Origin of the sequence: Paraburkholderia sp. DHOC27 (genome assembly GCF_003429005.1) — a bacterium.
Lineage (GTDB): Bacteria > Pseudomonadota > Gammaproteobacteria > Burkholderiales > Burkholderiaceae > Paraburkholderia.
Map to the genome: position 1 here is coordinate 315504 of NZ_QVQV01000002.1, position 22354 is coordinate 337857.

18 protein-coding genes and 1 other RNA gene are annotated in these 22354 nt (G+C 63.7%); 8 read left to right on the forward strand and 11 right to left on the reverse strand.

Annotated features, from left to right (window positions below):
* The first annotated feature begins 45 nt into the window (after positions 1–45).
* On the forward strand, positions 46–879 hold the full coding sequence (locus D0B32_RS09655; RefSeq protein ID WP_404935541.1) for an outer membrane protein assembly factor BamD: 834 nt from the start codon (positions 46–48) through the stop codon (positions 877–879).
* 230 nt (positions 880–1109) lie between these two features.
* Here the strand turns inward: D0B32_RS09655 and rlmD are convergent, their stop codons facing one another.
* The 6 genes from rlmD to surE all read right to left on the reverse strand — a co-directional run bounded on the left by rlmD (position 1110) and on the right by surE (position 7622).
* Positions 1110–2414 (reverse strand): 23S rRNA (uracil(1939)-C(5))-methyltransferase RlmD, encoded by a 1305-nt coding sequence (gene rlmD / locus D0B32_RS09660; protein WP_117334156.1) that lies wholly within the window; start codon positions 2412–2414, stop codon positions 1110–1112.
* Between the two features lie 263 nt (positions 2415–2677).
* Positions 2678–3454 carry a 3'-5' exonuclease gene (locus D0B32_RS09665; protein ID WP_117333735.1) on the reverse strand — a complete coding sequence of 259 codons (777 nt, stop codon included), beginning with the start codon at positions 3452–3454 and terminating at the stop codon, positions 2678–2680.
* 4 nt (positions 3455–3458) lie between these two features.
* Positions 3459–4553, reverse strand: a complete 1095-nt coding sequence (gene rpoS, locus D0B32_RS09670) for an RNA polymerase sigma factor RpoS (protein WP_117333736.1) — start codon at positions 4551–4553, stop codon at positions 3459–3461.
* A gap of 11 nt (positions 4554–4564) precedes the next feature.
* Positions 4565–5524, reverse strand: coding sequence for a peptidoglycan DD-metalloendopeptidase family protein (locus D0B32_RS09675; RefSeq protein ID WP_117334157.1), 960 nt, complete (start codon positions 5522–5524; stop codon positions 4565–4567).
* Between the two features lie 11 nt (positions 5525–5535).
* The gene (locus D0B32_RS09680; RefSeq protein ID WP_117333737.1) at positions 5536–6867 is read right to left on the reverse strand and encodes a protein-L-isoaspartate(D-aspartate) O-methyltransferase; all 1332 of its coding nucleotides are present in this window, start codon (positions 6865–6867) and stop codon (positions 5536–5538) included.
* A complete protein-coding gene (surE, locus tag D0B32_RS09685) occupies positions 6864–7622 on the reverse strand; it encodes a 5'/3'-nucleotidase SurE (RefSeq protein WP_117333738.1) in 759 nt (252 codons plus the stop codon). The genes D0B32_RS09680 and surE overlap by 4 nt, the downstream gene beginning before the upstream one ends.
* A 255-nt stretch (positions 7623–7877) precedes the next feature.
* Between surE and D0B32_RS09690 the strand changes: the two genes are divergently transcribed.
* Entirely contained in the window at positions 7878–8852 is a 975-nt protein-coding gene (locus tag D0B32_RS09690; protein ID WP_117333739.1) for an NADPH:quinone oxidoreductase family protein, read from the forward strand.
* A 143-nt stretch (positions 8853–8995) separates the two neighbouring features.
* Here D0B32_RS09690 and D0B32_RS09695 read toward each other — a convergent pair whose 3' ends face one another.
* From D0B32_RS09695 to ffs, 5 genes are all read right to left on the reverse strand, one after another.
* A complete protein-coding gene (locus tag D0B32_RS09695) occupies positions 8996–10219 on the reverse strand; it encodes a CaiB/BaiF CoA-transferase family protein (RefSeq protein ID WP_117333740.1) in 1224 nt (407 codons plus the stop codon).
* Between the two features lie 46 nt (positions 10220–10265).
* Complete coding sequence (gene recR, locus D0B32_RS09700) at positions 10266–10862, reverse strand: recombination mediator RecR (protein WP_117333741.1); 597 nt, start codon at positions 10860–10862, stop codon at positions 10266–10268.
* 331 nt (positions 10863–11193) lie between these two features.
* Positions 11194–11520: a YbaB/EbfC family nucleoid-associated protein gene (locus tag D0B32_RS09705; RefSeq protein ID WP_117333742.1), complete on the reverse strand. Its 327-nt coding sequence runs from the start codon at positions 11518–11520 to the stop codon at positions 11194–11196.
* A gap of 59 nt (positions 11521–11579) precedes the next feature.
* Positions 11580–14363, reverse strand: a complete 2784-nt coding sequence (locus D0B32_RS09710) for a DNA polymerase III subunit gamma/tau (RefSeq protein WP_117333743.1) — start codon at positions 14361–14363, stop codon at positions 11580–11582.
* Between the two features lie 289 nt (positions 14364–14652).
* Positions 14653–14751: signal recognition particle sRNA small type (ffs, locus tag D0B32_RS09715), an RNA gene on the reverse strand.
* Between the two features lie 384 nt (positions 14752–15135).
* On the opposite strand from ffs, the gene trxA reads away from it, so the two are divergent.
* The 6 genes from trxA (at position 15136) to D0B32_RS09745 (ending at position 22011) form a co-directional block, all read left to right on the forward strand.
* Entirely contained in the window at positions 15136–15462 is a 327-nt protein-coding gene (trxA, locus tag D0B32_RS09720) for a thioredoxin TrxA (RefSeq protein ID WP_074264820.1), read from the forward strand.
* 208 nt (positions 15463–15670) lie between these two features.
* Entirely contained in the window at positions 15671–16939 is a 1269-nt protein-coding gene (gene rho, locus D0B32_RS09725) for a transcription termination factor Rho (protein WP_074298516.1), read from the forward strand.
* 227 nt (positions 16940–17166) lie between these two features.
* Positions 17167–18024, forward strand: coding sequence for a M90 family metallopeptidase (locus D0B32_RS09730; protein WP_117333744.1), 858 nt, complete (start codon positions 17167–17169; stop codon positions 18022–18024).
* A 256-nt stretch (positions 18025–18280) separates the two neighbouring features.
* Entirely contained in the window at positions 18281–18544 is a 264-nt protein-coding gene (locus tag D0B32_RS09735; protein WP_117333745.1) for a type B 50S ribosomal protein L31, read from the forward strand.
* Between the two features lie 312 nt (positions 18545–18856).
* Positions 18857–20629, forward strand: coding sequence for a glycosyltransferase family 39 protein (locus D0B32_RS09740; RefSeq protein WP_117333746.1), 1773 nt, complete (start codon positions 18857–18859; stop codon positions 20627–20629).
* A 2-nt stretch (positions 20630–20631) separates the two neighbouring features.
* Positions 20632–22011, forward strand: coding sequence for an MATE family efflux transporter (locus D0B32_RS09745; protein WP_117334158.1), 1380 nt, complete (start codon positions 20632–20634; stop codon positions 22009–22011).
* Positions 22012–22354: the final 343 nt, after the last annotated feature.

The window sequence follows — 22354 nt, forward strand, 5'->3', positions numbered from 1 at the left end:
GCCTTGAACACCAATATCAAAGCAGCCCTTAAGACAATCCTTAAGATGGCGGCCCTGAACGGCACGGCACGGAACACGGCCGCGAAAGTAGCGAGATATTTCGCCTGCGCGGCAGCCATCGCCATTGTGGCGGCTTGCCACGGCCTGCCGGAAAAGACCGATGAAACGGCAACCTGGGCGAACAACAAATTATATACGGAGGCGCAGGACTCCCTGAGTGCCGGCGACTGGGGCAAGTGCGCGAAATATTTCGAGATGCTTGAAGGCCGCGATCCGTTCGGCCACTTCGCACAACAGGCGCAGATCAACGTTGCCTACTGTAACTGGAAAGACAGCGAAAACGACGCCGCCAACCAGGCTATCGACCGCTTCATCCAGTTGCATCCGGATCACCCGGACATCGCTTACGCGTACTACCTGAAGGGCATGATCAACTTCAACGACGACCTCGGTCTGTTCGGCCGCTTCTCCGGCCAGGACATGAGCGAGCGCGATCCGAAGTCGCTGCGCGCCGCGTATGACGCGTTCAAGGTGGTGGTCGACAAGTATCCGAACAGCAAGTACGCGCCGGATGCCGCGCAGCGTATGCGTTACATCGTGAACGCGCTGGCCTCGCACGAAGTGCACGCGGCAGATTATTACTATCGCCGTGGCGCTTATGTGGCCGCCATCAACCGCGCACAGCTGGCCATCAAGGACTATCGCAATGCGCCGGCTATCGAAGACGCGCTGCACATCATGATGCTGTCGTATCAGAAACTGAATCAGCCGCAACTGGCCGACGACACGAAGCGCGTGCTGGCCGGTACGTTCCCGGATAGCCCGTACATCACGGGTCATGCACGACCGGGCCAGGAAAAGTCCTGGTGGCAGTTCTGAGCCTCACGCTGTTCTAGCGCTGCGCAGAATCAATCTGCGTAGCGTGTTTCAAAAAACAAAACGCCATGACTGCAAAGTCATGGCGTTTTGTTTTGGGCGAAGCGGCGGTGACTATATTGGATATCGCGACTACCGCGATTCGCGACACCGCTCGGCGCATCAAGCCCCAGCGGATGACGCACCGCCCGCACGCCGCCCGCTCAATCGCACTCGATCACGCTCATTCAAAATCAATCCCGCTCGAACAGCGCAATCGATTCCACGTGCGAGGTATGCGGGAACATGTTGACCACGCCCGCGCCCTTCAGCCGATAACCGGCCTCGTGCACCAGCAGACCTGCATCGCGCGCCAGCGTTCCCGGCGCACACGACACATAGACGATGCGTTTGGGCAGCGGACCATTGCCGCTCTGCGCGATCTCGGCCAGCGCCTTGGCGACGGCCAGCGCGCCTTCACGCGGCGGGTCGATGAGAAACTTGTCGAAGTGGCCGAGAGCCCGCATGTCGTCGGCGGTGACTTCGAAGAGGTTACGGCAGGCAAACGACGTGTGCCCTGCCACGCCGTTTTCTTCGGCGTTCGCGAGCGCCCGCGTGGTCAGCACTTCGCTGCCTTCGATGCCCACCACTTCCTTCGAAAGCCGCGCGAGCGGCAGTGTGAAGTTGCCGATGCCGCAAAACAGATCGAGCACGCGATCGGTCGGCGACGGCGCCAGCAGGCGCAGCGCGCGCCCCACCAGGACACGGTTGATCTGGTGATTGACCTGGGTGAAATCGGTCGGCTTGAACGGCATACGGATGTCGAATTCCGGCAGCGTGTAGTCGAGCCGGGCGTCGAGCGGATAGAACGGCGTGACGGTCTCCGGTCCCTTCGGCTGCAGCCAGAACTGCACGTTGTGGGTATCCGCGAAGTCGCGCAGCAGTTGCTCGTCGGCGGCGTTGATGGGCTCGAGGATACGCAGCACCAGCGCCGTCACCGATGAGCCCACCGCGAGTTCGATCTGCGGCATACGCTCGCAGATGGACAGCCCTTCGACCAGCCGCCGCAGCGGCACCAGCATCGCCGATACATGCGGCGGCAGCACCTCGCAGCTCGTCATGTCCGCGATGAAGCTGCTCTTGCGCTCGTGGAAACCCACCAGCACGCCGCCCTTTTTCGCCACGTTGCGCACCGTGAGGCGCGCGCGGTAACGGTAGCCCCAGGAAGGCCCGTGAATGGGCCGGTACACCGTTTCAGGGCGCAGCTTTGCCAGATGCGCGAGGTTGTCCTCGAGCACGCGCTGCTTGACGGCGATCTGCGCGCGCACGTCCAGATGTTGCATCGAACAGCCGCCACAGGTGCCGAAGAACTGGCATTGCGGTTTCGTCCGAATCACACTCTCGCGCAGCACCTCGACCACTTCCGCCTGCTCGAAGCTCGGCTTTCTACGGTAGCTCGCATACGTCACGCGCTCGCCCGGCAGCGCGCCTTCCACGAAGATCACCTTGCCCGGCGTGCCGTCTTCGTTGACCGTACGCCCAACGCCGCGCGCTTCCATGTCGAGCGACTCGATCTCCAGAGGCGGCGCCACCACCACATTGGATGCCGCCGCGGCGGACGCTTTCTTCTTGCCGCGCGACGAGCGGTTCGACGTGCGGCCGGCTGTCCGTCCGGAAGCGCGTTCGGAAGCACGTTCCGAGGCTTGATTTGGGGCGCGATCTTGAGCGCGATCTGGGTCGATCTGAGACACCTGCGGCTTCCTGACAGACTGTTTGGGGGAAGGCGAGATTGTAGACGAAGCGCCCGCCCCCGCGAAAACACTCACTGATCGAACGCGGCCAAGTATTCGGCCCAATGGGCGGCAGGCTCCTGCGCGAGCGAGTTTTTAACCAACGCGATCTCGTCCGCGTATTCCTGCGCCGAGAAACCTCCGCGCATCAACTGGAAGCGGCAATACAACAGGTAGGTGTTGACGACATCAGTCTCGCAGTAGTTGCGGATTTCCTCGATGCGCCCTTCCCGGAACGCATGCCAGACCTGGCCGCCGTCCATGCCGAGCTTGCCGGGAAAGCCGCACAGCTTTGCCAGCGCGTCGAGCGGCGCGTTGGCGCGCGTCTGGTACATGGCCAGCACGTCCATCAGGTCCGTATGTCGCGCGTGATAGCGGCTGATGTAGTTGTTCCACTTGAACTCGCGATCGTCCTCACCCACGTCCCAGAACCGGCTGGCGGGAATGCCGTTGACCAGCGCCCGGTAGTTCAGCACCGGCAGGTCGAAACCGCCGCCATTCCACGACACCAGTTGCGGCGTGTATTTTTCGATCACGCGGTAGAACGACTGCACCAGCGCGGCTTCGCCATCGGCCGGTGTGCCGAGCGAGCGGACCCGAAAACCGGCGTTGTCGCGAAACACGCAGGAGATCGCGGCGATCCGTTGCAGGTGGTGCGGGAGAAAATCGCTGCCGATCTTTTCGCGGCGAGCCGCGAACGCATGCTCGGCCACTTCGGCGTCGGTCAGCGTGGAAGGCAAATCTTCGAGGCGGCGAATGCCGGCGACATCGGGAATGGTCTCGATGTCGAATACAAGAATCGGAGTCATCAGCTTATAAGACGGCGTCCTTGCGCACACCGTTGGAGGCAAAGAAGCGCTTCAGGCGAACCAGGGCTTCCTGCTGGATCTGGCGCACACGCTCGCGCGTGAGGCCCATTTCGTCGGCCAGCTCTTCGAGCGTGGCCGGTTCGATGTGATTGAGCCCGAAACGGCGCTCGATCACGTGACGGTGCTTGTCGGACAGCCGTGCGAGCCACGCGCGCGTCAGCGTCTCGAGTTCACGATGCTGAACTTCGGCGTCTGGAGACTGGCTTTGGTCGTCTGAAAGCAGGTCGAGCAGGCTGCTCGCCGGGTCCAGATCGAGCGGCGCGTCGAGCGACGCGGTGTGCTCGTTCAACGCCAGGATGTCGGTGACTTCGTCGGTGGTCTTGCCGGTCAGATAGGCAATATCGTCGATACTGGCGTCGCGGCGGTCGGCCGCCTCGCCCGAATTCATCGAATTCTTTTCCAGATGGCGCTTCGCGCGCAGCACCTGGTTCAGCTCGCGAATCACGTGCACCGGCAGGCGCACCGTGCGCGCCTGATTCATGATGGCGCGCTCGATGCTCTGACGGATCCACCACGTGGCGTAAGTCGAAAAGCGGAAGCCGCGGGTCGGATCGAACTTCTCGATGGCGTGCATCAGGCCGAGGTTGCCCTCTTCGATCAGATCCAGTAACGGCACGCCGCGATTCAGATAGCCCTTGGCAATGCTGACCACGAGGCGCAGGTTGCGCTCGATCATCACCTGGCGCGCATCGAATTCGCCGGCCTTGGCGAGACGCGAGTAGCGCTGCTCTTCTTCGACCGTCAGAAGCGGTTTGACGCTGATGCGATTGAGGTAATGCTGGATGGTGTCGGCCGTGAGTTCGGCCTGCAGCAGGGCGCGGAAATCGTCGGCGTCCGGCGCGCTATCGTTTGCGCTTTCGCGCGACTCGCCGGAATCATCTGCACCGTTTTGACGCTCGTCGAGATCGCGGGCGCCGTCCAGCTCCTCGACGATCTCGTCTTCTACTTCCGAAGCACCGCCGTCCTCCACCGTGACAGGCGTGGCGCGGCTGATGTTCTCAGACTCGGCTTGCGGCGTGCGGCGCTTCGATTTCGGCATGGTCGTATCGCTTATTGCGGCGGCAAATACTTCAGTGGGTCGACAGGTTTGCCCTGCCGGCGAACTTCGAAATGCAACATCACACGGTCCGAATCGCTATTGCCCATTTCGGCGATCTTCTGCCCCTTGGTCACCGCGTCCCCCTCTTTTACCATCAAAGCGCGGTTGTGTGCATACGCCGTCAGATAAGTTGCATCATGTTTGATGATAATGAGATTGCCGTAACCGCGCAGCCCATTTCCGGCATAAACCACGCGCCCGTCTGCAGCGGCTTTGACTGGATCGCCGGCAGCCCCGCCGATATTGACGCCCTTGTTGCTGGAATCGTCAAAGGTGCCGAGGATTGGACCGCGAACCGGCCACGCAAATGCAAGATTGCTCGCCGCGCCGGCGTTTGCATCGCTCGCGGCGGGTGGCGGCGCAATCGTGTTAGCCGTGGCAGCCGAACCGTAAACCGGCGGTACTGATGCTACACCACCGGCGGCGCTGCCGGGTGCTCCCGACGGCGGTGCTGAGGGTGCCGAAGGTGCGCCCAGCGGTGCGCTCTGCACGCCGCCGCCGACGATCGGCGCGGTGTTCACGCCCGGCGTCATGGCAGCGACATTGGCACCCGGCGGCGCGACCCGCAGCAGTTGATCGACTTCGATCTGGTTCGGGTTCGTCAGATTGTTCCAGCTTGCGATGTCACGATAATTCTGGCCGTTTTCGAGCGCAATCCTATACAAGGTATCGCCCGGCTTCACGCGGTAAAAACCCGGAGGCGGCGGCCCGAGCGGCGCGGGCGGCTGCGCCTGGGTCTGGGTCTGGCTGGTCTGGGTGCTGAGGTCGCCGGACTTGTCGACGACCGGCGCGTTATCGAGCCGTGATGCGCAGGCCGCCAACACGGAGAGCGCGACCACGCACACGCTACGCTGCGCTACGGTCAGAGGGACATTCAGGCTGTTTTTTTGCATCGCGCGCAACTTGCTCATGGTCATCGGTTTCAGATCACTCCGGATTTTAAGGGTACAAAGAAAACGCGATCAAGCCGCGACTCGCGCCATTGCGCGGGGCCGGTCCGCTCCACGAGCGTGAGCACCTGAGTCTGGCCATCCTGCGCGCCGACCGGCGCCACCAGACGGCCGCCGATCGCGAGTTGTTCGAGCAGCGCCTGCGGCACATCGAGCCCGGCGGCGGCGATCACGATCGCGTCGAACGGCGCGACCGCGGGCAAGCCGATCCGGCCGTCACCGTAATGCAGGCGAATGTTCGGAATACGCAGCGGCCGGAGATTGGTTTTGGCGCGCTCGTAAAGCGGTTTGATGCGTTCAATGGAATACACATCGCGTGCGACCTGGCTCAGCACGGCGGCCTGATAGCCGCAGCCGGTGCCGATCTCCAGCACGTTCGCAAGCGGCCGGCCATGCGCGGCCAGCTCGATCATGCGTGCCACCACGGACGGCTTGGAGATGGTCTGATGATGGCCGATCGGCAGCGCCGCGTCCTCGTAGGCCTGGGTGGCGAGGCCGGGGTCCACGAACATATGGCGCGGCACCACGGACATTGCGTGAATGACGCGCTGATCGGTGATGCCGTTGGCGCGCAGACGATCCACCATACGCTCGCGAATCCGCTCGGAGGTGAGCGCCTGTGCGCCGTTCAACGCGACGTTGGGCGCCATCATGGGTGCCACGTTCAGGGTCGCGCTTCGTTCGGTGGATTTGCTGGCGACCGGCCGGGTCATCACCGGCGTGAGCGCCGGGCGGTTGGCCTGCTGGTTCGACGTTGGGCCGAGCGGCTGGGCTTTTGGCTGGGTCTTTGGGTGACCAGGCGCTGTCACGGACGGCCTCGCGGCGGCGCCGGCAGCAGGCTTCGTGGCAAGCGCGATGGCGGGCTTGACCGGGGATGTGGCGAGCGATTTTGCGCCGGACGTGACCGTCGGCTTCACCGCGGACGGCGCCGCCGGCTTGACGCTCGACGTACCCGCCGGTTTCGACGCCGATGTCGAACCCGCCGTTACGCCCGCAGCCTTTCCGCCGCCAGCCGGTCCGCCCGACTGAACGTTGGGTTTCAAGCCGGACGACACACCGACATTCCCCACCGTCTTCGCGGCGTTCTGCGACGGCGCCTTGCCAGCGTCGCGTGCCACGCTGCGTCCAGCACCGCCCTCGCCTCCACGCCCCGGCGATTTCGCGCGCGCGGCGTTTGCCCGTGCTTCAGCGGCGGCCGCGAGGTTCGCTGCGCGCACCTCGCCCGGTCGCCCTTCCGGCCGGCGTGGCTCGCGCACCAGATCCTCGAGGCCAAGCGGAAAGCGCTTCGCGCGCCCGTTGGTCATGAAGCGCCGCTCCCGGCGCGCGCCCAGTCGCGTGCCGCGGGCAGCATCTGCGTGTGAGTCAGGTCGAGTTGCAGCGGCGTGATCGACACGTGGCCGTTGGCGACCGCGTGAAAATCCGTGCCCTCGCTGGCGTCGCGCGCGCTGCCCGACGGTCCGATCCAGTAGATCGGTTCGCCGCGTGGATTGGTCTGGCGGATCACCGGTTGCGATGGATGCCGCTTGCCGAGCCGCGTCACGCGCCATTCGCGCAGCTGTTCGTAAGGCAGGTTGGGAATATTGACGTTGAGCAACGGATGGCCGGGCAATGGCTGCTCGAGATAACGGGCCACGATTTCCGCGGCCACGCGCGTGGCCGCGTCGAGATGGACCCAGTCTTTGTCGACCAGCGAAAACGCAATGGCCGGCACGCCGAACATGATGCCTTCGGTCGCGGCGGCCACCGTTCCCGAATAGAGCGTGTCTTCGCCCATGTTCTGGCCGTTGTTGATGCCGGAGACGACCAGGTCGGGCGTGTGATCGAGCATTCCCGTGAGCGCGATGTGCACGGAATCCGTGGGCGTGCCGTTCACGTAAAAAAAGCCCGTTGACGAGCGCAGCACCGACAACGGCCGCGACAGCGTCAACGAGTTCGACGCCCCGCTGCAGTTCTGCTCGGGCGCCATCACAGTGACATCGGCGAAGGCCTTCAGCGCTTCGTAAAGCGCGGCGAGGCCGGGCGCCAGATAACCGTCGTCGTTGCTCAGTAGGATTCGCATCCGGCGATTGTAACCGAGGAAAGAAGGCGCGCGAACGACACACCGGACGACGTGGCTTCGGCACACGCCCGTCGCCAGGTGCGCGCAAATTTCACGCGAACTCGCGACGCAATGCCCGATAAAATCGCACGGTCGTTCGAGCTGATTTACACTGCAAAATCCTGCTGAAGCGTGAGCCACGATTGGGCACTTCAGGTAACACCTCAGAGGGCACCTGAGTGTGCCCCTTAGCCCTGCACCTGGACTGGAGAGACGATGCGCGCAATTCGCTGCAATCAATATGGGCCGCCGGAAACCCTGACGGTCGAAGACCTGCCCGACCTCGAGCCGCAAGCCGGCGAAGTCGTGATCGACGTGAAGGCTGCGGCCGTCAATTTCCCTGACGTGCTGATCATCGAAAACAAATACCAGTTCAAGCCGCCGCTGCCCTTTACGCCCGGCTCGGAAGTGGCGGGCGTGGTGCGCAAGGTTGGCGCCGGCGTGACGCAGTTTCAGCCGGGCTCGCGCGTGGTGGCTTACACAGGCCAGGGCGGTTTCGCACAGCAGGCCGTCGCAGCGGCGAGCGCGTGCGTGCCGTTGGCCGAGGGGGTCGGCTTCGCGCAAGCGGCGGCGTTTACGCTCGCGTACGGCACTTCACACCATGCCGTCGTCGATCGCGGCGCGCTGAAGGCCGGCGAGACGATGCTCGTGCTGGGTGCGGCGGGTGGCGTCGGACTCGCTGCGGTGGAAATCGGCAAGGCACTCGGTGCGCGCGTGATCGCGGCGGCCTCGACGGACGACAAGCTCGCCATCTGCACGAAGCATGGCGCCGATGCCACGATCAACTACGCGACGGAAGATCTGCGCGAGCGCATCAAGGCGTTGACCGATGGCAAGGGACCGGACGTGATCTACGACCCGGTCGGCGGCGTGTATGCGGAACCCGCGTTTCGCAGCATCGGCTGGCGCGGCCGTTACCTCGTGGTCGGTTTCGCCAATGGCGAGATTCCGAAGCTGCCGCTCAATCTGACGCTGCTCAAAGGCGCGAGCATCGTCGGCGTGTTTTGGGGCGATTTCGCCAGGCGCGAGCCGGCGCACAATGCAGCCGCGTTCAAGCAGATGGTCGAGTGGATCGGCGCAGGCAAACTGCGGCCGTATGTGTCGGCGGAGTATGCGCTGGAAGATACGGGGCGCGCGCTGCGCGATATGGCGGAACGTCGCGTGGTGGGTAAGGTGGTGATTACGCCGTAGGCGCCTGGCGCGCTTGAAGAGCTTGAACAGGCTTCGAGCGCTGGCAGAGGCGCGGGGCCCGCAGAGGCTCCGGACGCCTGCGAGTGAAACTGGAGGAAGCGGCGTGACCGCCGTCTCCCTCCTGCCCTTCGCTTTCTTCCCGCTCACACGATCTGCTGCGCGTGCAAGCGTGTGATCTGCTCCGCGTCATAGCCGAGCGAGCGCAGCACTTCGTCCGTATGCTCGCCCAACTCCGGCCCCAGCCAGCGCGTCTCACCCGGAGTCTGCGAAAGCTTCGGCGTTACGGCCGGCAACGTGATCTCCTTGCCGTCCTGCCACTTGAAGCGCTGGATCATCTGCCGCGCCATGAACTGCGGATCGGTGAACATGTCCGCCACGCTATAGATGCGGCCCACGGGAACGTCCGCCGCGTTGAGTACCTCCAGCGCTTCGTCTATGGTGCGATGGGCGAGCCAGGCCGCAATCGCGCCGTCGATCTCCTGCGTACGCGGCACGCGTCCATCGTTGTGCGCCAGCGCCGGATCATTCGCGAGATCGGCACGATCTATCGCCAGCATCAGGCGCTTGAAGATCGGGTCGCTGTTGCCGCCAATCACGATGCTGCCGTCGCGGCACGGATAGGTGTTCGACGGCACGATGCCCGGCAGCGACGCACCGGTACGTTCACGCACCATGCCATAGACGCCATACTCGGGCACGACGCTCTCCATCATGTTGAAGACCGCCTCGTAGAGCGCGACGTCGACCACCTGCCCCTTGCCGCCATTCACCTGGCGATGATGCAGGGCCATCAGCGCGCCGATCACACCGTGCAGCGCCGCGATCGAATCGCCGATCGAAATGCCGATGCGCGGCGGCGGCAGATCTGGATAGCCGGTGATGTGGCGCAGCCCGCCCATCGATTCCGCGATCGCGCCGAAACCCGGCCGGTCGCGATACGGTCCGCTCTGACCATAGCCGGATAGACGAACCATCACGAGCCCGGGATTTTCCGCGGACAGCACGTCGTAGCCGAGCCCGAGTTTTTCGAGCAGGCCGGGACGGAAATTCTCGACGACGATGTCCGCTTCCTTCGCGAGCCGTCGCACGATTTCCTTACCTTCCTCGGCCTTGAGGTTGATCGTGACGGACTTTTTGTTGCGCGCCTGGACGGCCCACCACAGCGACGTGCCGCCCACTTCCGGATAGAGCTTGCGCCATTTGCGCAACGGATCGCCGCCTTTGGGATCTTCGATCTTGATCACGTCCGCGCCGAACTCGCCGAGAAAGCGCGCGGCGAACGGGCCGGCGATCAGCGTGCCGAGTTCGAGCACCTTGACACCCGCCAGCGGGCCGGCGGGACGTGCGTCTTCAGACGTTGTGCTCATGGATGGTGTCTCCTCCGCCTCAGCTCAGGCGTGACAGCGCGCGACGTTACAGCGAACGCCGGTCGAGCATGGCGCGCGCAATGGTGCCGGCGTCGACGTATTCGAGTTCGCCCCCAACCGGTACGCCACGCGCCAGACGGGTCACGGCGAGACCGCGCGCCTTGAGTGTTTGCCCGAGGTAATGCGCGGTGGCTTCGCCCTCGTTGGTGAAATTGGTTGCGAGCACCACTTCCTTGACGACGCCATCTGACGCGCGCTTCACCAGCCGGTCGAAGTGAATTTCCTTCGGGCCGATGCCGTCGAGCGGACTCAGGCGTCCCATCAGCACGAAGTAGAGACCGCGATACGTCATGGTCTGTTCGAGCATGATCTGGTCAGCGGGCGTCTCCACCACGCACAGCAGCGTCGGATCGCGCTCCTCGTCGCTGCACACCTCGCAGATCTGCGCCTCCGTGAAGGTGTTGCACTTCTCGCAGTGCTGCAGATGGCCGGTCGCGAACAGCAAGGCCTGACCCAACTTTTCCGCGCCGTCGCGGTCATGCTGCATCAAATGATAGGCCATGCGCTGCGCGGATTTAGGCCCGACGCCGGGCAAGGCACGCAGCGCTTCGACGAGCGCCGATAAGGCGGAAGGTGGTTTCATGCAGGATCAGCGGCGGCGAAATAGGTGTGACGTGGGCAGCAATGGATGCGACCGGGCAAGCGCACCGCGCCCTCGTTGCGATGCAATCGCGCGCTCATGGGTACTCATAGATGCTCATGAGCGCTCATGGACGCTCGCGCGCGCGGCAACTCGTACGCCGTGCCAGGGTGCGCTGCTTGCGCGTCGTTGCATCGCGTTGCGACGCGCTGTGCCGGATACGACGTGGTACGCAGCATCGGGCGCTGCACCCCGCTGCGACGTACCGTACGACGCCCTGCGCCGCAGGGCAGCGTCACATCTGCAACGTGTTCGCTGCCCGCGCCGCGCACGCTCAGAACGGCAGCTTGAAGCCCGGCGGCAGCGGCATGCCGGCGGTCATGCCGCCCATCTTTTCGGCGGCGGTAGCCTCGGCCTTGCGCACGGCGTCGTTGAAGGCAGCGGCGACCAGATCTTCCAGCATGTCCTTGTCGTCAGCGAGCAGGCTCGGATCGATCGAAACGCGGCGCACGTCGTTCTTGCACGTCATCGTCACCTTGACGAGACCCGCACCCGACTGCCCCTCGACTTCGATCTGCGCGAGTTGCTCCTGCATCTTCTTCATGTTTTCCTGCATCTGCTGGGCCTGCTTCATCAGCCCGGCGAGTTGACCTTTCATCATGGACCTGCTCCTTCTTGATAGCGTGCTATGCGGGAATATGGCGCCTCGTGCGCCACGAATCAATGGGTGGACGGCGGGTTGCCCGAGGCGTCCGCGGCAATCGGACGGATCGAACCGGGCACGATGCTCGCGCCGAACTCGCGGATCAGCGATTGTACGAACGGATCCGTGCCGATCTCATGCTCGGCTTCCTTCTGACGCTGCGCGCGCGCGGCTGCGTCGAAGGCCGCGGCCGTGCGGCGCGCCGGGCCGACCACGACCTGCACCCCAACCTCATGGCCGAGCCGTTCGGCCAGCGCCACTTTCAGCTTGGCGACCTGCGATGCTTCCGCGTATTGCGGCACCGGCACGCTCAGTTTGAGCGTGGTGCCTTCGAGCGCCATCAGTTCGCTGTTGAACGCGAGCTGATAGGAAATTCCTTTGAGCGACAGCCCGACGGCGAGCGCCGGCCAGTCACCGTTAAAGCCAAGCGCATCCAGCGGGATGGCAGGCGGCAACGGACGGGTATCGACAGGCGCCGGTGCGGGTGCCGCACTCGTGACGCGCACGTCGTCCGGACCCGCGTCGAAGACCGGCATGTAGCCGTCGTCCGGGGGACCGAAATAGTCGTCCTCGGCTGACAGCGGCACGAAGTCGTCCGGCGGCATGTCGTCCCACGGCGGACCGGATGAGCCGCCACGGTCCGCGTTGCGTTGTGCCGGTGCCTGCGCGTTGGCCTGCGCATTGGACTGGAAAGGTGCCTGCGGACGTGCCTGTGCTTGCGCGCGTTCGCCCAAAACGGTGGGCGCGGCGGCGCGCGGAGCGGCCGTCGGAACCGGCACGTTGACGCGCGGCGCAGCGGCTTTGGGCGGCGCGGCCTTCGCCGCGCTCACCGCGCTCGCGCGACCACGATCCGACGAAACCTTGAGGCCGGCGCTGCGCAGCACGTCGAGCGCGGCACTTGCACCACCTGCGCGGCGCGGTACGGCGTCGGCGAATTCGCCATGCGCTGCTACGCCCGGTGTGGACGTGGCGGGCGTTGCTCGCGCCGTGGCTTGTGCGGATTGCGCAGCAGGCGCTTGCAGCACTTCCGGAGCGGCGGCCGCTGCGGATTCTGCTGGTGCCGGCGGGATAGGCGAAGTCAGCGTTGATGCAGGGTCCGATTCCGTCGCCGCGGCCGGGTCCATGCGTTCGTCCGGCTGGGCCACGGTGATCGGTGCACGCGAGCCCGCGTCGATCTCGGCTCGTGCATTTTCCCTGTCGACTTCATCCGCAAGCGCAGCGGATGCAGATTCCTCTGGCTTATCGTCGCTCGCCTCGTCAGAAGCCCCGGTGCCCGTCACGCTTTGCTGCGCTACCGAAGCCGCGAGGCGCTCATCAGGCGCCGGGCGTTCCGCAGCGTTTTCTTGCGCGGCCGTGCCCTCGGCAGAAGCACCTGTACCGCCAGTCGTGCCAACGTTCTGCACGCTCTCGAACGGTTCGTCTGACGCGTCGTTACGTGTCGCGGATACCGTGGGTGTCGGCGCGGCCAAAGCGGCTTCGCTCACCACCCGCGCCGGCTTTGCAGCCGAAGACTCACTCGCATGGGAAGGCTCGGCGCGTGCCGCACTCGCCTCTGGCGCACGCAGCGGCGCCGCTGGCACCGCTTCCGAAGTACGCACCGACGCGGCGGCCTGCAACGCTGCAACCGCCGGCGAACCCGTGCGCTTACCGGCGCCGCCCGAGCCACCTGCCCCAGCGCCACGCACCGGCGAACCTGCTCCACCGCCACCGCCGGTCGGCGCGGGCTCGAAAGCGAGCATGCGCAGCAGCGTCATCGTGAAGCCGGCGTATTCATCAGGCGCGAGACCGAGTTCGCTGCGCCCGATCGTCGCGATCTGATAGAACAACTGCACCTGCTCGGCGCTCAGGGCGTCGGCGAACCGGCGAATGTCCACGGCTTCGGGCCACTCGTCGAGCACCGATGCGGGCGCAAACTGCCCCCACGCGATCCGGTGCAGCAGACTGGCCAGATCCTGCAGCGCCGTCGAAAACGACAGACTGCGCAACGACATTTCATCGGCAACGGCCAGCACGGCCGCGCCGTCGCCATCGGCCAGCGCGTCGAGCAGGCGGATCAGGTAGCTCTGGTCGAGCGCGCCCAGCATGCCGCGCACGGCTTCATCCGTAACCTGATTCGCCGAATAGGCAATGGCCTGATCGGTCAGTGACAGCGCATCGCGCATCGAACCGTCCGCCGCACGCGCGAGCAGACGCAGCGCCTGGACATCGAAGGGCACGTGCTCTTCGCCAAGGATGCGCTCCAGATGCGAGACGATATGCCCGGCCGGCATCTGCTTCAGATTGAATTGCAGACAGCGCGACAGCACCGTGACCGGAATCTTCTGCGGGTCGGTGGTGGCGAGAATGAATTTGACGTGGGACGGCGGCTCTTCCAGCGTCTTCAGCATCGCATTGAAGGCGTGGTTCGTGAGCATGTGCACTTCGTCGATCATATAGACCTTGAAGCGCGCGTCCACCGGCGCATAAACCGCGCGCTCGAGCAACGCGGCCATCTCGTCGACGCCGCGATTACTCGCCGCGTCCATCTCCACGTAATCGACGAAACGCCCCTCGTCGATTTCCCTGCACGCGCGGCACACGCCGCACGGCGTCGAAGTCACGCCGGTTTCACAATTGAGCGCCTTGGCGAAGATGCGCGAGAGCGTCGTCTTGCCGACGCCACGCGTCCCGGTAAACAGATAGGCGTGATGCAGACGCCCGCCGTCGAGCGCATGCGTGAGCGCGCGCACCACGTGCTCCTGTCCGACGAGCGAAGCAAAATCCTTCGGCCGCCATTTGCGTGCGAGAACTTGATAGGTCATCGGGAAATTGTATCAGTAACAATAGCGCGCACCGACGATTCAACCACGTGCCGAAATACGCGCTTGCCCGATTGAATCCGGCTAACGCATCAATAGAAAAAAATAGTGGGAAGCAGTGCGGGATGTTGCTGGCTACACCGATGCAACCCGATGCGGACACGCGCGCGAATCAACGTCACGCAACCAACGCTCAACGCGAAGACTGGCGAGCAACGATATCAAGGAGATTGCGGAGAAACACCGCAGAAGGACATGCAGAAAAGCACATGCAGAAAAAACAGAAAAGGAAGGTGACGAGCCCGACCCTCGGCACTGGTGGAAAACGGCTGTGGCTGCTTCGTTCCCGACCTGACCAGGTTGACCGCCCCTCCATGCGAGGAGGCCCGTCACGAAAGATTCTACCATCGCTCGACCTGCCGCGCGACTATTAACCTGCACAAAGCCCGCACAAAGTTCGCGCCGCCCCCACTTGTGTTCGCTGCAATGGCCTCCAGATAGGCCGTGTAGAAGCGTATCGTGCTCACGCGGCAAGCCTTGGCCCTACTGCCTGCATGAGTACTATCACCACGGGCAACGCATAGCAATTTAGGCTAAACTGACGTACGAATGTCCCGTAAGGCCGAGCTTTCTGTGCCTTCCGGCGCGCTCCGAGAGGAACGCCCGAATGCGCCAGCAAGGCTCCCTTTGCGGCAACGCGAACAGAAGTTTTCTTAGTTTGATGTATCGTGGCGAGCAATTCAGGCGGGCCTCGATCCGACAGAGGTATTCATACATGAGCGAACAAATCAAGCATATCAGCGACGCATCGTTCGAACAGGACGTCGTTAAATCCGACAAACCGGTCCTGCTCGACTTCTGGGCAGAATGGTGTGGTCCGTGCAAGATGATTGCGCCGATTCTCGACGAAGTTGCCAAGGACTACGGCGACCGCCTGCAGATCGCCAAGATCAATGTGGACGAACATCAATCCACCCCGGTCAAGTTCGGCGTGCGCGGCATCCCCACGCTGATCCTGTTCAAGAATGGCGCGGTTGCGGCGCAGAAGGTCGGCGCCCTGTCGAAGTCGCAGCTCACCGCGTTCCTCGACGGCAACCTGTAATTTGCCTTAAGTAGAAATTAGCGCTGTGCGTGTTGTCGCCCGACAACACGCACAGCGAGAATATGCCTTTATGGCACGCTGCCTGAAATTGGCGTGTGCTATGCTAGAATCCGCAAGACGTCGAAAAGACGCTTAAGTCCTTGAGCGGTTCCGCTCACTCTCCTCCCAGATTTCATTCAGGTCGCACCTTCTCCTGCGGGTTCTCCGTATGCATTTATCCGAGCTTAAGACTCTGCACGTGTCCGAATTGATCGAGATGGCCAATGGCCTCGAGATCGAAAGTGCGAACCGCCTGCGCAAGCAGGAATTGATGTTCGCCATTCTTAAAAAACGCGCCAAGACTGGCGAAACAATTTTCGGCGACGGCACGCTCGAGGTGCTGCCTGACGGCTTCGGCTTCCTGCGCTCGCCGGAAACCTCGTATCTGGCGAGTACGGACGATATCTATATCAGCCCGTCGCAAATCCGCCGCTTCAATCTGCACACCGGCGACACGATCGAAGGTGAAGTGCGTACGCCGAAAGACGGCGAGCGTTATTTCGCGCTGGTAAAGGTGGACAAGGTCAACGGCCAGCCGCCGGAAGCCTCGAAGCACAAGATCATGTTCGAAAACCTGACGCCGCTGCACCCGAACAAGGTGCTGCTGCTCGAACGTGAAATGCGCGGTGAAGAAAACGTGACCGGCCGGATCATCGACATGATCGCGCCGATCGGCAAGGGCCAGCGCGGTCTGCTGGTCGCCTCGCCGAAGTCCGGCAAGACGGTGATGCTGCAGCACATCGCGCACGCCATCAAACAGAACCACCCGGACGTCATCCTGTTCGTGCTGCTGATCGACGAACGCCCGGAAGAAGTGACCGAAATGCAGCGTTCGGTGGCCGGCGAAGTGATCGCCTCCACGTTCGACGAACCGGCTGCGCGTCACGTTCAGGTCGCCGAAATGGTGATCGAAAAGGCCAAGCGCCTCGTCGAAATGAAGAACGACGTGGTGATTCTGCTGGACTCGATCACGCGTCTCGCGCGCGCCTACAACACCGTCGTGCCGGCCTCGGGCAAGGTGCTGACCGGTGGTGTGGACGCCAACGCGCTGCAACGTCCGAAGCGCTTCTTCGGCGCGGCCCGTAACATCGAGGAAGGCGGCTCGCTCACCATCATCGGTACGGCGCTGATCGAAACCGGCAGCCGCATGGACGACGTGATCTACGAAGAGTTCAAGGGCACCGGCAACATGGAAGTGCACCTCGAACGTCGTCTCGCTGAGAAACGCGTCTACCCGTCCATCAACCTCAACAAGTCCGGCACACGTCGCGAAGAACTGCTGATCAAGCCCGAGATCCTGCAAAAGATCTGGGTGCTGCGCAAGTTCATCCATGACATGGACGAAGTCGAAGCGATGGAATTCCTGCTCGACAAGATCCGCCAGACGAAGAGCAATTCCGAGTTCTTCGACATGATGCGACGTGGCGGCGGCAGCTAAACGCTGCCCTGCATCGCGGCGTGCAGCATGCACGTCCCGAGCACGCTGCACGAGAACCGCCCTCGCGAACCGAGGGCGGTTTTTTTTGCGCCGCGATCCACGGTGTATGGCGCTGAAGGTCGCCCATCTCACGGTTGATTCACGTTTAGAATCTGCGCTAGCGCAACGTTCGCGCACGAACGGCAAGCGTCCCTTTATCGCGTGGCAAAGACGGATCGACTCAGGCGATGCTATCCAGACTGACCCATTGGTTCGACGCGCGGCGCCGCGAGCGGGCACTGCGTAACTTCCCGATCGACGACGCGCTTTGGCAGACCACGCTTGCCGGTCTGCCCTTCCTCGCCTACCTCGACGCCGCGGACCTCGTGCGGCTGCGCGAGATGACGAGCCTCTTCCTCGCGCAGAAAGAATTTTCGACCGCGCACGAGCTCGAACTGAACGACGCCATGACGGTTGCGATCGCCACCCAGGCTTGCCTGCCGGTGCTCAACCTCGGCCTCGACCTCTACAAGGGCTGGGTGGGCGTGATCGTGTATCCGGGCGAATTCGTGATTCGCAAAACAGTCGAGGACGAAGACGGCGTGGTCCACGAAGTCGAACACGATGCGAGCGGTGAGGCCTGGGAAGGCGGCCCGGTGGTGCTGTCGTGGGAAGACGCGCAGATGACGGATGCAGTGGATACGCAGGACGCCTACAACGTGGTGATCCACGAGTTCGCGCACAAGATCGACATGCTGAACGGCGAAGCCGACGGTCATCCGCCGCTGTTTCGCCGCTGGCACGCGCCGCTCGATCCCGCTGCCTGGGGCGATGTGTTCGACCACGCGTACGACCAGTTCTGCGCCAAAGTCGACGCCGTTTCCGAGCGGCGCTGGGCGCGTTTCGAGCGCGACTCGCTGATCGACCCGTATGCCGCGGATCATCCCTCGGAATTTTTTGCCGTTTGCAGTGAGGCGTTGTTCGTCCAGCCGCACGCGTTCGAAGCCGGGTATCCCGAGTTGTACCGCCTGCTCGCCCGCTACTACCGGCAGGATCCGGCACGGGTCGGCGCATTGCCGCAGCAGGCGGCCAGCACCGCGGGCTAGGCGGTCGAGGCAGGCGGTCACACGCAAGCGGCCACCCAAGCCGGCCAACACAACAGCCCAACTACCGCCAAAGCGCCTGTAGACGGCCCCGGAGCGCGAAAAAACCTTCACAGGAATCGTCAAGCGACTGATTTTCTGGCATAATCGCCGTTTTTCGACCTTAGGCAAGTGGCTCGCGCCAAGATGTCATCGCAACCGGTAACACGGAAACTGCGGCGGCACGCGGGTTGGCTACCGCCAGACTAAAGGAAATACCATGAAAGAAGGCATTCACCCGAATTATCGCGAAGTCCTGTTCATCGACATGTCGAACGACTTCAAGTTTGTAACCCGCTCGACCATCCAGACGCGCGAAACCGCCGAATTCAACGGCAAGACCTACCCGCTCGCGAAGATCGAAGTGTCGTCGGAATCGCATCCGTTCTACACGGGTCAGCAAAAGATCATGGACACGGCAGGCCGCGTCGAGAAGTTCAACAAGAAGTTCGGTACGCGCGCTACCGGCAAGGCAGCGAAGTAATACCTCGGCAAGTTTCAGGTTGGGCGGCGGCATGGGTCGCACACCGAACCGAAACATGATCGAAACAAACAAGGGCAGCCCACGCTGCCCTTTTTTGTCGCCTGGCGCGGCGTGGGCACGATGCGCCAGGCCCTGCCGCCGGCGCTACGCTGCGAGCTTTATTACGAGAACGTCCGCGAAGTTGCGCGCTGTTACCGGCCGTGACTCCGGGCCCGCGCCCCGTCTACAATGCCGGATGCTGCGAATCGGCCATCCTGGCGGGCTCCCTGTCCGCCGCCCGCCGAAACGCCTATCCGAGATCAACATATCCGCATGAGACCAGTCGTTCGCCTCACTGCTTCCGCCACGAGCGCCCTGCCGCGCTGGCTGCTGCTCACCATCTGTATCGTCTATGCGTCGTTTGGCCTGTTCGGGCGCGATCCGTGGAAGAACGAGGACGCAGCCGGCTTCGGCGTCATGTGGACGATGGCGAATGGCAACTGGCACGACTGGCTGTTCCCGAATCTGGTCGGCAAGTACCTCACGGACAACGGCCCACTCGGCTACTGGCTCGGCGCCAGTTCGATCCGCGCGCTCGCGCCGTGGGTCGACGCCAGCAATGCCTCGCGCGTCTTCACCGGCCTGCTGTTTTGCGGCGCGTGCGCGTTCGTCTGGTATGCCGCCTATCTGCTCGGCCGCCGCGCCGAGGTCCAGCCCTTCAAGTACGCCTTTGGCGGCGAACCGGAGCCGCGCGATTACGGCCGCACACTCGCCGACGGCGCGCTGCTGATCCTGCTCGCCTGCTTCGGCCTGGCCGAACGCGGCCACGAGACCACCCCGCAACTGGTGGAGTTCATCTGCATTGCGATGCTGGTGTACGGCCTCGTGCGCATGATCGACAAGCCCGTGCAAGGCGCCCTCGTGTGGGGCTTGGCGCTCGGACTGGTGGCGCTGGCGGCCAATCCGGTGTTGGTGGGGGCGCTGCTGATAGGCACCCTGACCATGACCATCATCGTGCCCGAGACGCGCTCGCGCTGGCTCCTGCTGGCCGGCCTGCCAGTCGCCCTCGTGCTGGGGCTCGCGTGGCCCGTCGTGGCGCTGACGGCCTTCCCGGACGACGCCGTCTGGTATCTGAATCAATGGGTGAACAGCAGCATCAATGCGTTTGCCGGGCCGCCCGGCTCGGTGGCCCGTTACGCGCTGAAGAACCTGCCGCTCTTCACGTGGCCGGCCTGGCCGCTCGCGGTCTGGGCGTGGTTTAGCTGGTCCGGTCTGCGACGCGCGCCGCACGTCGCGATTCCGCTGTCGGTCATCACGCCGCTGCTGATTCTCGTGGTGATTCAAAGCCACCAGACCAACCAGCTCTACATGCTGCTATTGCCGGCGCTCTCGGTGCTGGCCACGTTCGCCTTGCCGACGCTCAAGCGCGGCGCCATCAACGCGATCGACTGGTTCGCGCTCCTCAGCTTCACCATTCTCGGCACCTTCGTCTGGCTGGTGTGGTGCGCGGGGCTCACTGGTTTCCCGCATCCCCTCGCCCGCAACCTGGCGCGCCTCGCGCCCGGCTTCGTGCCGCAGTTCAAGATTCTGTCGTTCGTGTGTGCGGTGGCGGTCACGGTCTGCTGGTTCGTGCTGGTGCGCTGGCGCCTCGCACGTCACCCCAAGGTGCTCTGGCGCAGCGTGGTGCTCTCCAGCGCCGGCACGACGCTGATGTGGGTGCTGCTGATGACGCTGTGGCTACCGGTGGTCAACTACAGCCGGACCTATAAAGACGTGGCCGAGCAGATCGCTTCTCATCTGCCGGACGACTACAGCTGCATTTCGCCGGTGCGGCTCGGTAACGCGCAGATTGCGACCTTCGCCTACTTCGGCCACATGCACTTCGCCTTCGATCAGGACTGCGACGTCATCCTGCGTCAGGACACCCAGGACTACGGCGAACCCAGCTCGATGTCGAACTTCGTCTGGAAGCTCGTCTGGGAAGGCCGCCGCGTAGCCGACCGCGACGAACGTTTCCGCCTGTACGTGCGTATCGACCGTCCGAAGCCGCCCGCGAAACACCGCGCGTGGCGCCCCAACAAAGCCGCGCCGGCGCAGACGGACTGATCATGTTCGCGGACGTGCGGAAAATCGCCGCACTGGCCTGGCCAGTGCTGATCGGCCAGCTGGCGATCATCGCCTTCGGCGTGATCGACACGGCGATGGTGGGCCGCTACTCGGCCGTGGACCTCGCGGCCCTTGGGCTCGGTTCGTCGATCTACATTTCCGTGTATATCGGCCTGACCGGCATTCTCACTGCGCTCCAGCCTATCGCCGGGCAGCTCTATGGCGGGCGGCGCTACGGCGAGATCGGCGAGGAAGTACGCCAGTCGTTCTGGCTGGCGTTCGCGCTGATGACGCTCGGCTTCCTGATCCTGTATTTTCCCGAGCCCATCCTGCATGTCGCGCGGGTGCCGGCGGCGCTGCACGATCGCACGGTGGCCTATCTGCAGATCCTGGCGTTCGGGCTGCCGGCCGGCCTGACCTTCCGCATCTATAGTTCGCTGACCAACGCAGTCGGCCAGCCGCGGCTCGTGATGATCCTGCAGGTCGGCGCGCTGCTGCTGAAGTTTCCGCTCAATCGCTGGTTCATCTTCGGCGGCCTCGGTGTGCCGGCGCTCGGCGGTCCCGGTTGCGCGCTTGCCAGTACGGCGATCAACTGGACGCTGGCGGTGGTCGGCATCCTGTTGATGACCCGCCTCGACGTGTTCCGCCCGTTCGCGATCTTCTCGCACTTCTGCTGGCCGGTATGGCGCCGTCAGGCGGCGCAGTTGCGCCTCGGCCTGCCAATGGGCCTTTCGTATCTGATCGAGGTCACCTCGTACACCTTCATGGCGTTGTTCATCGCGCGCTTCGGCACCACGACGCTGGCCGGGCATCAGATCGCCGGCAACGTCGGTGCCGTGCTCTACATGACGCCACTGTCGATTGGCATTGCCACCTCCACGCTGGTCGCCCAGGCGCTCGGCGCACATCGCCATGAAGCCGCGCGCACGCTGTCGCGGCACGGCATCCTGATGGCGGTGATGATCGCCTGCTGCTATGGCGTGATCGTGCTCGCGCTGCGGCCGCTGATCATCGAAGGCTACACGCCGAACGCGCAGGTCGCGGCGGCGGCCATGCCGCTGGTGCTGATCGTCGTGTTCTATCACGTGTTCGATTCGCTGCAGGTCACCGCGGCGTTCATCCTGCGCGCCTACAAGGTCGCGGTGGTGCCCACCGTCATCTATGCGGTGGCCCTGTGGGGCGTCGGACTGGGCGGCGGGTATCTGCTTGGCTTCGACATCATTGGCGCAACGCCGGTGTGGCTCACTGGCGCACGCGGTTTCTGGTTCGCTAATATGGCGAGTCTGGGCATCGCCGGTGTCGGGCTCGCCCTCTATCTGCGCATGGTGAGCAAGCGCCATCTGCAAGCGGGCCACGCGCCACAGACGGACGGTGCGGTGTAACGCGGCGTAGAGCTGTCCGCTCTCCCACCGCGCCTCCAACCTTCAGCGTCTCACTCCGCGCCCACCGCAGCACCACCCTCGCGCCTCACGCTCTCCCCTCTTTGTCTCCCGCCACCGGAACACTTTGCACGCCGTAAAACGCGCGTTCGAAGTCGCATCGTTTGCGTGACAAACTCAACTTAGGACTTCGAATTCACGCCAAGTCAAGCGACTGTTGCTGCCATTCACACTCGCCGATTTGAGACGCGCCACGCAGTTGGGATAGCCATCGTCGTCCAGTAGAATCGCCAGCACTCTGTAAGCAAACAGGAGCGGGATCGATGCGCGGCAGCCTCAAACAAAA

What these genes read in the sequence shown, in the direction of transcription:
- D0B32_RS09655 (WP_404935541.1), top strand. Translation starts at nt 46, where the DNA reads ATGGCGGCCCTGAACGGCACGGCACGGAACACGGCCGCGAAAGTAGCG.
- rlmD (WP_117334156.1), bottom strand. Translation starts at nt 2,414, where the DNA reads ATGGAAGCGCGCGGCGTTGGGCGTACGGTCAACGAAGACGGCACGCCG.
- D0B32_RS09665 (WP_117333735.1), bottom strand. Translation starts at nt 3,454, where the DNA reads ATGACTCCGATTCTTGTATTCGACATCGAGACCATTCCCGATGTCGCC.
- rpoS (WP_117333736.1), bottom strand. Translation starts at nt 4,553, where the DNA reads ATGCCGAAATCGAAGCGCCGCACGCCGCAAGCCGAGTCTGAGAACATC.
- D0B32_RS09675 (WP_117334157.1), bottom strand. Translation starts at nt 5,524, where the DNA reads ATGAGCAAGTTGCGCGCGATGCAAAAAAACAGCCTGAATGTCCCTCTG.
- D0B32_RS09680 (WP_117333737.1), bottom strand. Translation starts at nt 6,867, where the DNA reads ATGACCAACGGGCGCGCGAAGCGCTTTCCGCTTGGCCTCGAGGATCTG.
- surE (WP_117333738.1), bottom strand. Translation starts at nt 7,622, where the DNA reads ATGCGAATCCTACTGAGCAACGACGACGGTTATCTGGCGCCCGGCCTC.
- D0B32_RS09690 (WP_117333739.1), top strand. Translation starts at nt 7,878, where the DNA reads ATGCGCGCAATTCGCTGCAATCAATATGGGCCGCCGGAAACCCTGACG.
- D0B32_RS09695 (WP_117333740.1), bottom strand. Translation starts at nt 10,219, where the DNA reads ATGAGCACAACGTCTGAAGACGCACGTCCCGCCGGCCCGCTGGCGGGT.
- recR (WP_117333741.1), bottom strand. Translation starts at nt 10,862, where the DNA reads ATGAAACCACCTTCCGCCTTATCGGCGCTCGTCGAAGCGCTGCGTGCC.
- D0B32_RS09705 (WP_117333742.1), bottom strand. Translation starts at nt 11,520, where the DNA reads ATGATGAAAGGTCAACTCGCCGGGCTGATGAAGCAGGCCCAGCAGATG.
- D0B32_RS09710 (WP_117333743.1), bottom strand. Translation starts at nt 14,363, where the DNA reads ATGACCTATCAAGTTCTCGCACGCAAATGGCGGCCGAAGGATTTTGCT.
- trxA (WP_074264820.1), top strand. Translation starts at nt 15,136, where the DNA reads ATGAGCGAACAAATCAAGCATATCAGCGACGCATCGTTCGAACAGGAC.
- rho (WP_074298516.1), top strand. Translation starts at nt 15,671, where the DNA reads ATGCATTTATCCGAGCTTAAGACTCTGCACGTGTCCGAATTGATCGAG.
- D0B32_RS09730 (WP_117333744.1), top strand. Translation starts at nt 17,167, where the DNA reads ATGCTATCCAGACTGACCCATTGGTTCGACGCGCGGCGCCGCGAGCGG.
- D0B32_RS09735 (WP_117333745.1), top strand. Translation starts at nt 18,281, where the DNA reads ATGAAAGAAGGCATTCACCCGAATTATCGCGAAGTCCTGTTCATCGAC.
- D0B32_RS09740 (WP_117333746.1), top strand. Translation starts at nt 18,857, where the DNA reads ATGAGACCAGTCGTTCGCCTCACTGCTTCCGCCACGAGCGCCCTGCCG.
- D0B32_RS09745 (WP_117334158.1), top strand. Translation starts at nt 20,632, where the DNA reads ATGTTCGCGGACGTGCGGAAAATCGCCGCACTGGCCTGGCCAGTGCTG.